Genomic DNA, 14,649 nt, shown 5'->3' on the forward strand with positions numbered 1-14,649 from the left:
CGGGGATGGAATTCCCGATGCGGTTGACAGCAATGGAGATGGGATTGCCGACTACTACATCAGTCCCAATCCACCACCGGAGCCAGAACTACTTTTTTGTTTTTTGGGAATGGTTTCGTATTCCGTTACATGGTGTTTGCAATGGGCACAATTTCGTCTGACTTCTACCTTCCCCGAACTGCTGTAAGTTGCTTCTGATAAAACACGACTAGATTTGCAAACAAAGGTTTCAAATTTGCACTCTGGGCAAACTTTGATTTTGGGAAAAGAAGTCCCTTTATAGATGTATTCAGGACTGATGTTACGAAATTTAAATATGGAATGATTTTTACAACTTTGGCATACCCAAACATCATAATCCACTGAATTCACAATTTCTTCTGAGATTTGCCCTGCTGATAGGTGTTTGTTATCTGCTTCTTCCGAAAGTTTGGTCATCGTGCTCCCACAATGTTTGCAAGTCCTTGGGATATTGCGAATCGTCTGTAATCTTGCTTTCAGTTTTTGCATGCGATGGTCACCGAAAAAGAAAAAGTAAACCACGATGCTTGCAATGATCAGAAAAATCGATACAGGGAATAAGGCCTCTCCCAGGTAAACAGATAATAGGGTGATGGTAATCACAAGAGGACTGATCGCAAGTCCGTAATAGAGAATAAAATCTGTTTTGTGGACGATATGGTATTTGGCGGTGGGAGAAGGAGTAAGCCAAACAATGATTCGTTGGAAAAGATTCAAAAATAGAAAAATTCCAAGGTAACCTAAAATGAATGTGGTTTTGAATTGGAAGGATTCTTCTTTTTCTATTCTTTCTGATTCTGCAAATTTTTCATTTAAGAGCCGCGATTCTTCGTCATTTAAGAAAAAATTGGGAGTGGTGTTGTACAATTCGATCGTTTGGTCGAGGATTTGTTTCTCCTCTGGGCTGAGATCTACATAGGCTTTGCCTTGGTAATCGTAAACATTGGTTCGTTTGGCGGCTACATTTTCGTCAGAGTCGGTTGGTTCGGAGCCAACATCGGTTAGGTCAAAATTGGCGGTTGCATTTGTCAGCAGAGCTTCTACTGGGATTTCGGGATGATTGATTTTGTTGATGAGTGCCGCAACTGTATCAGCGTGGCCTTTTTGAAAATTGTCTGCTTTGAACGCAGGGATCGTGTAAGTATCGATGATCCGTTTTACAATGGCATCAGGAAGATCACCTTCTAAACCATACCCAATTTCGATTTCCACTCGCCTTTGGTCGATGATGTGTAAAACAAGGATTCCATTGTCTTTTTCCTTTTTCCCGATCTTCCAATAGTTGAATAGCGCGACCGCAAAATCTTTCGGCACATAACTTCCAATTGTCGGTAAAGTTACCACCGCAATTTCCAATCCGGAAGCAGATTCTTCCGCGTTGATCATTTGGTCTATCACCGAAGTGTCAGTTAAGACACCCGCGCTATCTTCTACCCAACTATTGCGGAGTGTTTTGGGATTGGGTACTTTGGTCACAAGGGCATCGAGAGAATCCTCATTGGTATCGGAACATTGTAAGTTGACGATTCCTGTGAAAACCAATGTAAGACCAATGAGGAATACTTGGGTAAACCATTTTTGGCTTTTGTTTGGCCTTGCTTTTCGGGAGGTAAGTCGGGATGGAAAGGGATTCAATGGATACACGATCTAAAGAACATAAGCAGAATCTGTAGGTTTGTCAAGTATGAGTTATAAACTACCGCATTGGGATACACAGCTGAAAGTGATGGTCCTTGGAGTGAGAGGGATCCCCGAACCAGAGGAACGCAAACTCGAATTCAAAGTGATTTGGTAAGTTGCTCCATTAGTCAAATTGGAAATTTCAACATAAAACGAACTGGTGCTATTTGTCACTGGACCAAATGTAATACTTGGAACAACTGTTAGGTTTTCAGAGAGCCACTGCGCTTCTTGGTTTGGTTCTGGTCCAAACACATCTTCAGTAAAGTAAAACTCAAATCCTTCTGGTGAGGTGACTCGAATTTCATTGTGATAAGGATTGGAAGTTACCATTTCAAAAAAACTAGGTTGGTTTCCTGGATCAAATGGAAAGAAACTTGAAACTTCCACTGGGAAGGAATTGTCTCTGATGTCCACGACTTGAATGTCAGTGGGGGAATTGACTCGGAGTGTAAACGTAAAATAGGGGGATTCATCTTGCGTCACGGCAAATGTTGTTGTGCCTGTGGCAAGACGTATGAAAAACCTACCTCCCGCATCCGTCGTAGCCGATGCATCCAATCCATCCAAATCGTTGGAACGACTGGTCACCGTTAGGAGCGCGTCGTTGACTGTTGCTCCATTTTCATTGCGAATTTGCCCAGTGAGGGAGATTGCGTATGGTGCGCCTGAAATTGACAAAAGTGAAAGGCCTGGTAGGAGTGAGTTCTCTTCGGTTTCAGCGGGATTTAAGAGAGAATTGACAAGTGGATTGAAGTAACAATTGGAAAGCGTGAGGGAGAAGAATAGGATGATGGGGGTATGTAAGATTTGTTTCATGGTTGATTCTACTCCATTTGTCTAAAAACAATTGGGGTAAAACTGAATATTTAAAATATAGAATATATTAATGTATGATGTCAAGTGAAAATGGGAAGTGTATCGGGGTCCTATGGAAAATCGTAAACGATTTTAATTTACCTTCTAAAAAATGCATGGAGTCGATGGTTCATAACAAAATCGAATTCTGCGAGGTGTTAAAGCAATGCCAGACTCAGATTTTATATGATTTGTGACATCAATCAAATATTCAGTGTTCATTGAAAATCCTTCTGCACCAATAAAGGTAATCCGATTCCCTGCAATCCCGAGTGCTTGGTATCCCACAGAGGGAGAAGGTGTGATGATGATTGCACTTTGGATCCAGGAAATATCATTAGTTTCAACAGAGGCTGGATTTGCATTAAATTTTAAAATGAGAGATCCAACGGTTGTATAGTGATTTGTTCTATCAATGACAACTTCATTCATTTCTCCATCTAGATAATATACTCCGACAAGTTCAAAAAAGTTTGAGGGAGAATTAGTAATTGTGGTTCCAAGTCCTGTGATCTCAAGAGTGGGTGCAGCTCCGTAAGTGGAAGTGGAAATTGAAGTCGGACTATCTACAATTAAAGAGAATTCAAAAAGATAAGACCCGTTTTTATAAACCGTAAAAGGAATGGATCCTGTTTGGTAAGGGATATAAAATCTACCACCTTCATCCGTTACATAACCTGTTGTTGATTTGGTCTGTGGCGCAAAGGATTTGCCAGGTTGCAATACTAGTCCCACTTCCGCCACACCATTGGCATAACGGATTTGCCCTGTGATCCATAGTGATGGTCCAGGTAAACCTAGGAGTGCTAGAGCGGAATTGTTTCCTTCGGTCTCAGGGGGATTTAAGAGGGAATTTACAATGGGATTGTAATAACAATTGGAAAAGCTGAAAAAGAAGAAATAAAGAAAGGTTTTTAACATTTGTGATTTCATATCCAACTTCCTTAAGTTACCGAGGGATCATCTCTTTCCTATCGATTGACTCATTCTCTATAATTTATTTCATTCTAATAGACTTGAAAAGAAAAAAATTGCTACTCAAGGAGCATTTTCCTGGGTGAAAAAACGGATCGTTGTTGGTGTAACCGGTGTTCCTTTGGAAGAATAAATGCCAGGTCCAATTTGCATGGTATACTCGATATCAAAGACAGTCACCGTTGCCATGATGGTCATACAATTGCCGTTAAATAAAGAAGTGGATCCAAACGAAATAGTAGAGGGAGACACAATGACATTGTTATTTATTATTGTCTCTAATTCAGAAAACTCCCAATTTGGCAATGTATCTGAGAAACAAAGCTGAAAGTTATGATTAGCAGTGTATATAGTTTCATTATTTTCTGGTGTTGATGAAATCAGATCAAAAAACACAGGTTTGTTGTTTGGATCGTAAGGTATAAGGCCCTCCACCACGTATTCTGAGGAATCGTTTGCAGTGACAGTGATTAAACCTTGGGCAGTCACATTCAAAGTAAACGTAAACACATCCTCGCCGAAATCGGTAATATGGATTGTCGTATTGCCTAAACCTAAATTTAGATAAAAGCGGCCCACACCATCAACACTACCCGTACTGTCTAATCCAGCCTCGGTACTATCAGAAGCAGTTACCGTAAGCTCTTTATTAGTTAGAACTGCCCCTGCACTATTTCTAATGATTCCTGAGATGCCAAAAGAACTGGGTTGCCTTCCTAATGCCAATAAAATACTGCCAGGAAAAAGCCCTGCTTTTTCTTCTCCCTCGATGACAGGATTCAAAAGATCATACACAAAAGGATTGTAATAACAGTTTTGAACCAATAGAAAAGGTAGGAATACAATACAGATCCCTCTGGCCATTTTAGAAATGGCCAAAATTTGGAAGATTGAAAATGGAGATTTCATTTGAAGTACTCTCTTGGATTCCTATCTCTTTTTCTTTAAAGCTTCTAAATCTTTTTCTAATTGCTCTAATTCGTATTTTTCTTCAGCTTCCTTTAACTCTTGTTCGGTTTTGATTTGTTCTACCGCTTCTTCTTTGATTCGTCTGATTTCGGTATCAGAAACCATACGGAAACCATTCCCTTCGCAAACATCTACAACTATGGTTTTACGTGTGATGGTGACGGCAAATCCACCAAACAAAGTGATGGCCATATCGGTCCAAGTAGAAGTTTGTTTGATGCGCACAGGGCGGTTGTCTTTGGGAAGTAATTCATCCCAATTTGGTTCATAAAATCGAAGGGCACCAAACAACCAAAAGTATTCTGGGTATTCTTTAAAGGTTTGGCATTTTGCTGATTCGGGAGCCAAGGTGATCATGTTTCCGTCAGCAACAGAAGTTAACACAAAGGAATCACGAAGGCTGTGGGTTGCTACATTCCCTTCTTGGATTTTCATACGATTATCTGTTTCTTGTTGGGCGATTGATTCTCTACGTTTGCGAATCTCTTCTTGTTTGGCTGCGATCGCTTTTTCTTTTTCTTGTTTTCTTTTTTCTTCTTCTTCTTTCCTAATTTTCTCTTCTTCTGCTTCGGCAACATCTTTGTAGATGATTTTCAAGACAGATTTTTTAGAAATGACCATATGTTTGCCGTTTTGGGTGTCGATTTCGACGGTATCTACGTTTTGGTTTGTGACGATCCCTTTGATGGACTTACCTTGTTTTAACAATATCGTTTGTACGGCTTGCAGAGGAAGGATGAAGAAGGAAACAAGGATAAGGAATGTTAGTTTGTGGTTTCGCATGGAGTCTGTTCCAAAAAAATCTAGGATTTGTCCTATACTAATTAGAATGTTTCTCAAATGCAATTAAGAAATCATAATAAAATGTGAAATAACATGACAAAATTGCACCATATTTCTGCCATAGAACGATTGTTCGATTGGTTTTGGCAACGGAGAGAGAGTGGGAAGATGTGGATGATTGATGCAAATTGGCAATCATGGCACATGAGTGAGGAGAAAGGAGAAAGGTAACGATGGAAGAAGGACAAAAACTACATAAGGCACTTCACTCAGTCCACCTTTGGGGGATGGCAGTTGGGCTTGTTATCTCTGGTGATTATTTTGGTTGGAACTTTGGATGGTCAAAAGCTAGTTTTTGGGAATTTGGAATCGCCATTCTATGGATTGCAATTTTTTATTTGATGTTTGCCTTGTGTTTTACGGAACTTGCTGCCAGTATCCCGCAAGCTGGTGGACCTTCTGCCTATGCAAAACGGGCATTAGGTGATTCCTTTGGGTTTTTTACAGGATATCTTGTGCTGGTTGAGTTTTTACTCGCACCCCCTGCCATTGCTTCGGCTCTTGGAGGATACATCCACTTTTTATTTCCCGTCATTCCTGCGTTTGGTGCTGGCATTGGAATGTTTTTACTCCTACTCCTAATCAATTTAACAGGGATCAAACAAACCGCAAGATTTGAATTATTAGTCACTATCATTGCTGTTCTTGGACTTTTCTTGTACTTGTCTTTACTTCTTCCCTTTTTGTCAAACAACCAAATCCCGAACCTGCCTGATTTGGGTTCGCTTTCACTCTCCTCAATTCTACTTTCCATTCCCTTTGCCATTTGGTTTTTTTTAGCAGTAGAAGGTGTGGCACTTGCGGCCGAAGAAGTGAAACATCCTGAAAAAGACATTCCCAAAGGATACATAGCTGGGATTTTTACCTTACTTGTGCTTGCAGGAATGATCTTTGTCTTCACGGCTTCCGTGACAAGTACAGAAGAAGTCTCAAAGTTAGAATACCCACTTTCTTTCGTATTGCATAAATTATATGGTGATGGTTCCATTTGGCCCATTTTGTTTACTTTCATTGGGTTATTTGGTTTGGTTGCATCCCTCTTTGGCATCATCCTTGGCAATTCACGTTTATTATACGCAATGAGTAAAAGTGGATATTTACCTCTCTATTTATCAAAATTAAGTCATAAAAGTTTTGTACCTCAAAATGCAGTCCTCACAGGAGGGGCTCTCGGAATTTTCTGTATGGTATTTTTAGATACCGCCGAACTCATCTCCATATCGGCGTTAGGTGCTTGTGGGATGTATGTTTTTAGTTTAATTTCTTATTTGGCCTTACATCATAAAGAACCAAATCTCAACCGGCCATACAAGGCACCTTTTTATCCCTATTTGCCTATCCTTGCGATTTTATTTGGATTGGTTGCATTTGGATCTGTTGCGTACGCTGAGCCAAACCTCACACTCGGAGTCGTAGTAGTGGGTGTGATTTTAGGAATTGGTTACCGGTGGCAAGTGAATCGAAATTGATTCTAACTATGACCAGATTCTAATTTTTGCCTTTCGAGGGCTTCTTTACAGCGGTCGCAAAACAACCGAGATACGGAATCATCAGGATTTTGATCCAACAGTGCTGAAAACGCATTCATTGCTTCTTCAAAATCTTCTCTTCTATACGCATCCAAAGCCAAAGTATAATCATCTTTTGATGCGATCAAACGAGAAGCCTTCTCTGGCTCATATCCATCTAACACTTCCACTACGAAGACAGATTCGGTTTTGCCTTTGATATTCACTCTGTCAAGCAAACGGTAGTGGAATCCCAATGATTCCGAAGCTTCGATAAAGGTTTCTGCACTGATTACGATGCGAGCAGAAAATAATTTTGTGATCCCTTCAATGCGTGATGCTAAATTCACAGCATCAGAAATCACAGTTCCCTCCATCCGTTTGTGTTCACCCAAGATTCCAAGGGTTAAATTGCCTGTATGGATTCCAATACCAACTTCAATGGGGATATACCCACATTTTGCACGGTGGATATTGTAGACGCGAATGGCTTCCTGCATTTCAACAGCCGCTTTGACCGCATCATTGATATTGTAAGGGAAAAGTGCCATAACCGCATCACCGATAAATTTATCAATAAAACCATGGTTATGTCTGATGATAGGACCAACCCTTTGTAAGTAACTATTGAGAAAGTCAAAGTTTTCTTTAGGTGTCAGTGTTTCTGAAAATTCAGTGAAGGAGCGAATGTCGGCAAAGAGTACGGTCATTCGTTTTTGGACTTGGTCCCCCAAGTCCACTTGGCGGATGTCATCTTTTCCTAAGTGGTATAAAAATTCAGTGGGAACAAATCTGCTAAAAGAAGAACTAAATTGTTTTTGTTCTTCTGCAAATTCTAAGGTTTTGATGATGTTTTGGCGGACAATCCTTCCAAAGGTAAATACTTGTAAAAATACAAAAATTACGACAGTTGATGGTGCAATGTAGGTTGTGTGGACGATGGCCTCGGCATGTAACACATCATTGGTGGCTCCAACTAAAATCAGTGATATTCCAAATAACAATGGTTTTGATTCCATCCGTTTGTTTTTGTAGGAACGAAACAAATAAAACAAAACAAATAATCCATTTAGGACAAAAGCAATTGGGTAAATGGAAGCTGTTTCTGTAAAATAAACGGGAGGTAGCAGGAGACCAAATGTCAGTATGAGAGAAAGTCCATAAAACAGATTGCCAACTTTTTTTGAAAAATCTCCAGGAAAGATCGTATAAAAATAATGGTAGAGGAGGGGTGCAGACCAATACCAAGAGAGATATTCCAGTCGTAGTAATAACCAATATGGCATTTCTACAAATTCAAGGATGATCCGCTCTCCAGTTGAAATGGTTCTTAGTAAAACAGCAAACGAAAACAAAAAGATTCCAAGAGTTTGTTTGCCATCTCGGTTATAAAAATACATGACCAAAAAGAATATGCCTACAAACGCAAAGATGGCTGAGAGGATGGTTTCGTTAATTTTATGTTTGGTGAGACGAGATTCTGCTTTCGTATAAGGTGATAAAACGATATCGTTCCAAATTCCACCTTTTCTGTGAACATAATTGGCAACATACAAATCGATGGTGATATTTGGTTTTTGTGGTAAAACAACAATGGTGGACCTTACCATTGGTACAAATTGTACAGTATTACTTGCAGGGGTACCAGATCCTCCATAATACTTGCCATCGATATAAATTGCGTACGATGTGTCCTGTTCATGGACAGTGAGAGCCAAAGTCTCTTGTAAATCGTCGGGCAATTGTACCTTCATCCGAAAGCTGGCATGTCCAAAACCAGGCAGTTTGCCGTAATCCATTGGGTATCCATTCCAATGGTTTGGCAACTGGATGTTTGTGTCCGTTTCACGTTCGACGATTTGAGTGGGGGCAGTGTTCCAATAAAATTTCCATTCGCCAAATAGAGCCACGAATGGTTCCGTTTGGAAAGAATGCTGTTTTAAGTTGATGAACCCATTTTTCCCTTCTTTGTTGACATTCCTTTCTTCAGACAAACAACTGATGAGGAATAATAAGGAAAGGAAAACGAGTTTTTTCATTTAAGCTTGTCGTTTGGGAAAAACAGTATAGTCCTGGAGTTTGGTAAATTTCACTTCATCCCGTTTGTAACCGAGTAATCCTTCTAAGGTTTGGTAGCGGTTCATCCCCATACTGATTTCGATGTCTTGTCCTGTGAATTGTCCTGGGTGTTCGTACCCACAAGAATGGGCCAAACTCAAAAGTTCCTTACGAAATCCTTGGATGTATTTGGCCGCACGTTTTCCTTTGAGTTCTGGATCCACACCACGTTGTAACCACCAGTTTTGTGTGGCGACACCTGCAGGACAATGGTCGGTGTGGCATTTTTGTGCTTGGATGCAACCGATGGATAACATTGCCTCTCTCGCAATGTTGATGAGGTCACATCCCATGGCAATGGCAACAACCGCTCGATCAGGGAATCCTAATTTTCCGGATCCAATCCAAACAATCCTTTCGGAGATCCCTTCTTTTTGGAACAGAGTGTACACCCTTTGGAATCCAATTTTGAAAGGTAAGGAAACATGGTCTGCATACGTGAGTGGTGCCGCTCCCGTGCCACCTTCACCACCATCGATGGTGATAAAATCTGGACCTTGGGAAGTTTGTTTCATCTCTTCTGCTAGTTCTTGCCAAAACTCAATTTCACCCACCGCACTTTTGATCCCAACAGGTAACCCCGTTCCATTTGCAATCCTTTCGATGAATTGTACGAGTTCTTTGACATTGGTAAATTCAGAATGTGAGTTAGGTGAGATACAATCTTTTCCTTCTTCCACGTGGCGGATTGCGGCAATTTCTGCGTTTACTTTTTTGGCAGGGAGGATTCCACCTTTCCCTGGTTTGGCGCCTTGAGACAATTTGATTTCAATCATCTTTACACAGGCATTTTTCCCCACTTTCTCTTTGAGAACATCCAAATTGAATTTTCCAGAATGGTCGCGAGCACCAAAGTAGCCTGTTCCAATTTGCCAAACAATGTCAGCACCTTCCATATGGTAATGGCTAAGTCCCCCCTCACCCGTGTTATGGTAGGCACCGGAATCTCTTGCTCCGCGGTTTAATGCAAGGACTGCATTTTTGCCTAAGGATCCAAAAGACATGGCAGATATGTTGACAATGGAATAAGGGCGATAGGGAAATTTTCGTTTGGGACCAATGATTTTGAGACAAGGGATACAACTGGGATCACCATTATGCACATATGCTTTCGATTCTGGATAAGGAAAGGCTCTGTGTTTGATGATAGGGTAACCAGGTTCGTATTGGATCTCAGTGGTTCCAAATCCAAAGTTGTTGTTTTGGCCTTTGGCTGTGGCGTAAATCCAACTTCTCTCGGTTCTGTCGAAAGGACGTTCCTCTTTGTCATTGGCAACCCAGTACTGCCTGAGTTCTGGGCCAATCATTTCCAAGAAATACCGAAGCCTTCCGACGATGGGAAAGTTTCTTTGAATGGTGTGTTTTTTTTGACTGATGTCACGCACAAAGACAGCCACAAAAAAAAGAAAGAGTCCAATCCAAGTGGCGGACAAGGGATTTGTTTCGATCCAATTCAGCATTTCATTCATCATTTGTGCGACCATTTCTAACTTCAAAGTGAGATGTTGACAAGCTAAGATTGCAAATGAGCCAAAGAATCCAAAAGTTTTTCTTTGGTAAAGGGTTTGAAAATATAACCTGCGACATAAGAAATGTTCGCAGCACGATCAGTGTCTGCATCATCGACAGACGAACTCACCAAATAAATTTGAACTTGTTTGGGAAACTGAGGTAATAAAGGTTCGATGGCTTCCAAAAATTGCCAACCGTCCATAAAGGGCATATTGATATCTAAATAAACGATGTCAGGTAAAGATTCCTTTGAATGGGATTCTGTTTGCAGGTATTCTAATGCGTGTTCCGCATCCGAAAAAATCAGTACTTCTCCTGTGATACCTGCATTGGAAATGATTTTCTTTGTTGTGAATTGGTAAATTTTATCATCATCAATGATACAAATTTTGGGGTTCATGTTTTGTTCCCCGCATTTGGAAAGTGGAGGAGAAAGGTCGCACCTTCATCAGGCCGCGAAGTGACCTCAACCCTGCCTCCCATTGATTCCATCATGTATTTCATTAAAAACAGACCAAGACCTTTCCCACTCATATGACGATGAAAAGTCTTTTTCATCTGAAAAATTTGGTCTCCGTATCGGGATAAATCGATGCCTGTTCCATTATCAGAAAAGGAAAGGGAGGTTTCCCTTCCCACGGAAAAGGACTCAATGACAATCCGAAGTTCCCTCGTTGGATCGGCAAATTGGAGGGAATTGCTGAAAAGTTGGATGAGGAGGGTTTCTAAGTAATCCTTTGAAGCAAAGATTCTGTCTTCGTTGGAAAGATTGGATTCAATTTGGACCTTCCTTTTGTAGAGTTCCCCTTCCATCAATTTGCATACCTTGGAAATGATCTCTGGTAAAGGAATCCATTCCGGATGGTAATTTTCTAAATTTTGAATTTTTAATGTGGTGATGAGTTCTGACAGAACCGTTTCTAAATTTTCTGTGACTTCTTCTAGGTGGTCTTGTAACTCCCGCCTTTCTTCCAAAGAGTCAGTGACTTTTAATAGATCTACCAAACTCCTTAGATTGCTAACAGGTGCACGCAGGTGGTGCGAGATGATTTGGTTATAAGATTGCAGTTGTTTGTTTTGGATGAGAAGTGAGTTTTTTGTCGCTTTTAAATGTTCGTTGTTTTCTAAAAGAAGGGTTTCTGTTTTTTTCCTTTCGTCAATATCAAGGATTTGCGCCAAATAGTAAATGGGTTGCCCATCATCATTTCGTAATACGGTGACAGTGATGTAAGCCCAAACCAAATGCCCTTGTTTGTGTAAGTATTGTTTTTCGATTGAATAGTGGTCAATCATTCCCTTCTGCACAGAATCACGGTAACGCAAATTTTCTTCGAGTTCTCCAATAGAACTGATCTCAGAAAAATGTTTTCCTAAAAGTTCAAAGGTTTCATACCCTAAAAATTTAGCAAAGGATTCGTTGACTTCATCGATGTAACCTTGTTTGCTAGAAAGAACAAGGCCAATCGGTGAGTCTTTAAAAAGTGTTTTAAACTTTCGTTCCGACAGGGCTAAGTTCGCATCGGACTCAATTTTTTCAGAGATATCTCTGGAAGAGGTGTGTAAATATTGTTGATTCGTGCTTGGATGGGTGATAAGACGATTGTCACTTTGTAACCAAATATAGTTTCCGTTTTTGTGTAAAAAACGAAAAGTGGGACTGATATTATTTGCACCACGCAGTAAGGGTTGGTGGGCCCTTTCAAAAATCAATCGTCTATCATCAGGATGGAAAAAATCATATGGGTTTTTGCCAAGAAGTTCTGTTGGATCATAACCGATGATTGATTTTGCATTTGGGCTGACATAAAGGTAAGTTCCATCGGTTTCATGTAAACAAACCAATTCTCGGCTAATCGTAGTTAATAGTTCTAAGATTTCTGAATCAGCAAGTCCCACACATAAATTCTTAATGCAAATAAATTGAATGTCTATCCTAAATATCAGATTTTTTTCTTTTTATGGACCTTCTGACTTCGCAAATTTTTTTAACCAATCCTAAAGTTTTGAACCTATGAATCTGTGGCCATAAAACTGTAATAAGGAACTTCAAATGAAAAATCTATCGTACATCATTCTGGATGGAAATTTAACTGCTGACCCAGAAGAAAAATCAATCTCAGGTGGAAAGTCACTGGCACATTTCACAGTGGCTGTGAACCATTCCCAATACTCACAAGATGCTAAGGACAAAGACGATGTTTCTTTTTTCGAAGTGGATGCCTGGGAAAAACTAGGGGAAAACTGCGTTGAATACCTAAAAAAGGGAAGTAAAGTCACTGTGATGGGCAATTTAAAACAAAATCGTTGGAAAACCCCTGATGGAGAAAACCGTTCCAAAGTCATCGTCACCGCAACGACAGTTCGGTTTGATGGGATGCGAGGGAAAAAGGAAGAGAAGGCAGCCTAACTCAGCTTTGGATTGGGTGAGGGAATTTTCCTTCACCCAATCAAGATCCTTTTAAGGGGTTTGGATCACTCTTTTTTTGTGTTTGGTATGAGTTGGTGAATCGAAGATAGAGTGTCCTTCTTCTTTATCGGAAGCGCCATTCTCTTTTGATTCATCGGTTCGTTTTTCTTCTTTTGTTTCATCTAACGAAGTTTGACGCCCGAGTTTTCCCACGGATAAAATTCGAAAGTATCTTGGTGAAGAAACCAAATTCCATTCTCTAAAAAAGAATTTTGTATACGCATGCCTTGGTCCAAAACTTCCGTTTGTAGAATCGATTTTTGATTTAATGTTGGCTTTGAAATCCGATTGTTCTTCTTTGGTAAGGTTTGGGAATTGTGCGATCTCACCATTTACATAACGATTTCTCAAGATATCCAATTCTCTTCGATTTCGAGTTGTTACATCTTCAAAAAACTTTTGTTTGGCGCCAAAACAATTCCCACCATAAGATTCACAATTGGGTTCAAGGTGTGGATTTACATATGTTAATTCTAAATAAATGCTAATGTATTCGCCAGGACTTGGCACTTTCCCATCAAAAATTTCCAAAACCTGAGGCACTGTGTCACGGTCGGTGTATTGCCTTTCAATGGCTTCTCTAGTGACTCTTGTTTCTGGTGTTGTGCTATTCACTTTCACCGGTTTTTTTGATTCACCTACAATCACTTTGTTTCGCATGACTTCTGTTTTGGTTTCCAAAATTTCATAGGCTTGGAAGTTTACAGGTTGTTTGGCGATAATTTCCCCTTTTTGGTTGAGTGCGACAATATGATGTTCGATGATGGTGCCAGCAATGATCTCTTCGATGATGCTAATGCCTGCATCTTCAAAAAACAAATCCAATTGGATAAACGGGATTTTGTTTTCGGAATATTCAATGTTGACTCCCGGTTCTTGGGTGAGTGGTTTTTTTGAATCTTTCGATTCTTGTAAGGGATTGGCCTCTTGTTTGGTGATCATTTTGATGCGATTCAAATTGATTTGTTCCGATTGCGTAGGGAAGTTCGGAACCATCACTTGTTTTGGTGTTTGGCACCTCCAAACGAAAAATACAAGGAATAGACCAAAAAGAGTTCGCTTCATACTGTTAGTATCGGCCAAAGATTGCCCCTAAAATTAGGGGCAATGACGAGATTAGATGTGTTTTGCGCCCATTGGAGGGAGGAGGGGACCACTCACTTGTTGGATTTCCACATACTTTCCATTGATGAGGCGGTAAGCTTTTTCTGGTTTTTCTTTTAAGAAGTAAACCGATTCCACACCATTTGGTGTTGGAGCATCCATACGAAGTACCTTTCCCCATTCAGAATAGGTGAGTGTGATGGTTTGTCCGTTTTCAGAGTATTCTTTTACGAGTTTTCCATCGAAGTCATATTCAGACATTGCAATTGGATTTCGGTCGGTCCAGAATTCGATTAAGTTAAAGATGAGGACATCTAATACACCACCCACATAGTAAGCGATGGAAAAAGGAAATATCATTAACAATGATCGAAAAAAACCAGCTACTTTTCCTGTCCCGATTTGTATGTTTCCATTGATTGAATAAATGGCTTTTGTAAGTCCAAATTTTCCAAAACAATTGGAAAGAAGTCCAAAGGACAATAAACCTACGAGAGCCGTTTTGAGAAATTTTTTCATTTCCTACCTCTTTTATTTTTAGCTGAAAACTAGTGACCAATCTTACGCGAGTCGAAAGGGTTCTGCAAGTCGAAA

At 40.1% G+C, this 14,649-nt stretch carries 13 protein-coding genes; 2 read left to right on the forward strand and 11 right to left on the reverse strand.

Going from position 1 to position 14,649, the window contains the following annotated elements:
- Nucleotides 1-54: 54 nt before the first annotated feature.
- From EHQ62_RS17950 to EHQ62_RS17970, 5 genes are all read right to left on the reverse strand, one after another.
- Entirely contained in the window at nt 55-1,656 is a 1,602-nt protein-coding gene (locus EHQ62_RS17950) for a TPM domain-containing protein (protein ID WP_208720726.1), read from the reverse strand.
- Between the two features lie 54 nt (nt 1,657-1,710).
- Entirely contained in the window at nt 1,711-2,520 is an 810-nt protein-coding gene (locus EHQ62_RS17955) for a carboxypeptidase-like regulatory domain-containing protein (RefSeq protein ID WP_135645408.1), read from the reverse strand.
- A 144-nt stretch (nt 2,521-2,664) separates the two neighbouring features.
- Complete coding sequence (locus tag EHQ62_RS17960; protein ID WP_135645410.1) at nt 2,665-3,492, reverse strand: hypothetical protein; 828 nt, start codon at nt 3,490-3,492, stop codon at nt 2,665-2,667.
- 105 nt (nt 3,493-3,597) lie between these two features.
- Nucleotides 3,598-4,443: a hypothetical protein gene (locus EHQ62_RS17965; RefSeq protein ID WP_135645412.1), complete on the reverse strand. Its 846-nt coding sequence runs from the start codon at nt 4,441-4,443 to the stop codon at nt 3,598-3,600.
- A gap of 21 nt (nt 4,444-4,464) precedes the next feature.
- The gene (locus tag EHQ62_RS17970) at nt 4,465-5,286 is read right to left on the reverse strand and encodes an LA_0442/LA_0875 N-terminal domain-containing protein (protein ID WP_135645414.1); all 822 of its coding nucleotides are present in this window, start codon (nt 5,284-5,286) and stop codon (nt 4,465-4,467) included.
- Between the two features lie 233 nt (nt 5,287-5,519).
- Here EHQ62_RS17970 and eat point away from each other — a divergent pair, with 233 nt between their 5' ends.
- Entirely contained in the window at nt 5,520-6,815 is a 1,296-nt protein-coding gene (gene eat, locus EHQ62_RS17975) for an ethanolamine permease (RefSeq protein WP_135645416.1), read from the forward strand.
- Between the two features lie 2 nt (nt 6,816-6,817).
- Here the strand turns inward: eat and EHQ62_RS17980 are convergent, their stop codons facing one another.
- Genes EHQ62_RS17980 through EHQ62_RS17995 form a run of 4 tightly spaced genes read right to left on the reverse strand, consistent with a single transcriptional unit; the run spans nt 6,818 to nt 12,380 of the window.
- On the reverse strand, nt 6,818-8,893 hold the full coding sequence (locus EHQ62_RS17980) for an adenylate/guanylate cyclase domain-containing protein (protein ID WP_135645418.1): 2,076 nt from the start codon (nt 8,891-8,893) through the stop codon (nt 6,818-6,820).
- A complete protein-coding gene (locus tag EHQ62_RS17985; RefSeq protein ID WP_244241843.1) occupies nt 8,894-10,444 on the reverse strand; it encodes an FMN-binding glutamate synthase family protein in 1,551 nt (516 codons plus the stop codon).
- Nucleotides 10,445-10,485: 41 nt separating this feature from the next.
- Complete coding sequence (locus EHQ62_RS17990) at nt 10,486-10,884, reverse strand: response regulator (RefSeq protein WP_135645422.1); 399 nt, start codon at nt 10,882-10,884, stop codon at nt 10,486-10,488.
- Nucleotides 10,881-12,380, reverse strand: a complete 1,500-nt coding sequence (locus tag EHQ62_RS17995; protein WP_208720727.1) for a sensor histidine kinase — start codon at nt 12,378-12,380, stop codon at nt 10,881-10,883. Before EHQ62_RS17995 ends, EHQ62_RS17990 begins: the two co-directional genes overlap by 4 nt.
- A 154-nt stretch (nt 12,381-12,534) precedes the next feature.
- Between EHQ62_RS17995 and EHQ62_RS18000 the strand changes: the two genes are divergently transcribed.
- Complete coding sequence (locus EHQ62_RS18000; RefSeq protein WP_135645425.1) at nt 12,535-12,891, forward strand: single-stranded DNA-binding protein; 357 nt, start codon at nt 12,535-12,537, stop codon at nt 12,889-12,891.
- Between the two features lie 51 nt (nt 12,892-12,942).
- On the opposite strand, the gene EHQ62_RS18005 is transcribed toward EHQ62_RS18000, so the two are convergent.
- A complete protein-coding gene (locus EHQ62_RS18005; RefSeq protein WP_135645427.1) occupies nt 12,943-14,016 on the reverse strand; it encodes a hypothetical protein in 1,074 nt (357 codons plus the stop codon).
- Nucleotides 14,017-14,067: 51 nt separating this feature from the next.
- A complete protein-coding gene (locus EHQ62_RS18010) occupies nt 14,068-14,574 on the reverse strand; it encodes a DUF3332 family protein (RefSeq protein ID WP_135645429.1) in 507 nt (168 codons plus the stop codon).
- Nucleotides 14,575-14,649: the final 75 nt, after the last annotated feature.

It is taken from the genome of Leptospira jelokensis, from assembly GCF_004769635.1.
Classification (GTDB): Bacteria; Spirochaetota; Leptospiria; order Leptospirales; family Leptospiraceae; genus Leptospira_A; species Leptospira_A jelokensis.

Excerpts from the sequence above, each read along its gene's own strand:
- EHQ62_RS17955 (WP_135645408.1), bottom strand. The coding sequence starts at position 2,520 with ATGAAACAAATCTTACATACCCCCATCATCCTATTCTTCTCCCTCACG.
- EHQ62_RS17960 (WP_135645410.1), bottom strand. The coding sequence starts at position 3,492 with ATGAAATCACAAATGTTAAAAACCTTTCTTTATTTCTTCTTTTTCAGC.
- EHQ62_RS17965 (WP_135645412.1), bottom strand. The coding sequence starts at position 4,443 with ATGAAATCTCCATTTTCAATCTTCCAAATTTTGGCCATTTCTAAAATG.
- EHQ62_RS17970 (WP_135645414.1), bottom strand. The coding sequence starts at position 5,286 with ATGCGAAACCACAAACTAACATTCCTTATCCTTGTTTCCTTCTTCATC.
- eat (WP_135645416.1), top strand. The coding sequence starts at position 5,520 with ATGGAAGAAGGACAAAAACTACATAAGGCACTTCACTCAGTCCACCTT.
- EHQ62_RS17980 (WP_135645418.1), bottom strand. The coding sequence starts at position 8,893 with ATGAAAAAACTCGTTTTCCTTTCCTTATTATTCCTCATCAGTTGTTTG.
- EHQ62_RS17985 (WP_244241843.1), bottom strand. The coding sequence starts at position 10,444 with ATGATGAATGAAATGCTGAATTGGATCGAAACAAATCCCTTGTCCGCC.
- EHQ62_RS17990 (WP_135645422.1), bottom strand. The coding sequence starts at position 10,884 with ATGAACCCCAAAATTTGTATCATTGATGATGATAAAATTTACCAATTC.
- EHQ62_RS18000 (WP_135645425.1), top strand. The coding sequence starts at position 12,535 with ATGAAAAATCTATCGTACATCATTCTGGATGGAAATTTAACTGCTGAC.
- EHQ62_RS18005 (WP_135645427.1), bottom strand. The coding sequence starts at position 14,016 with ATGAAGCGAACTCTTTTTGGTCTATTCCTTGTATTTTTCGTTTGGAGG.
- EHQ62_RS18010 (WP_135645429.1), bottom strand. The coding sequence starts at position 14,574 with ATGAAAAAATTTCTCAAAACGGCTCTCGTAGGTTTATTGTCCTTTGGA.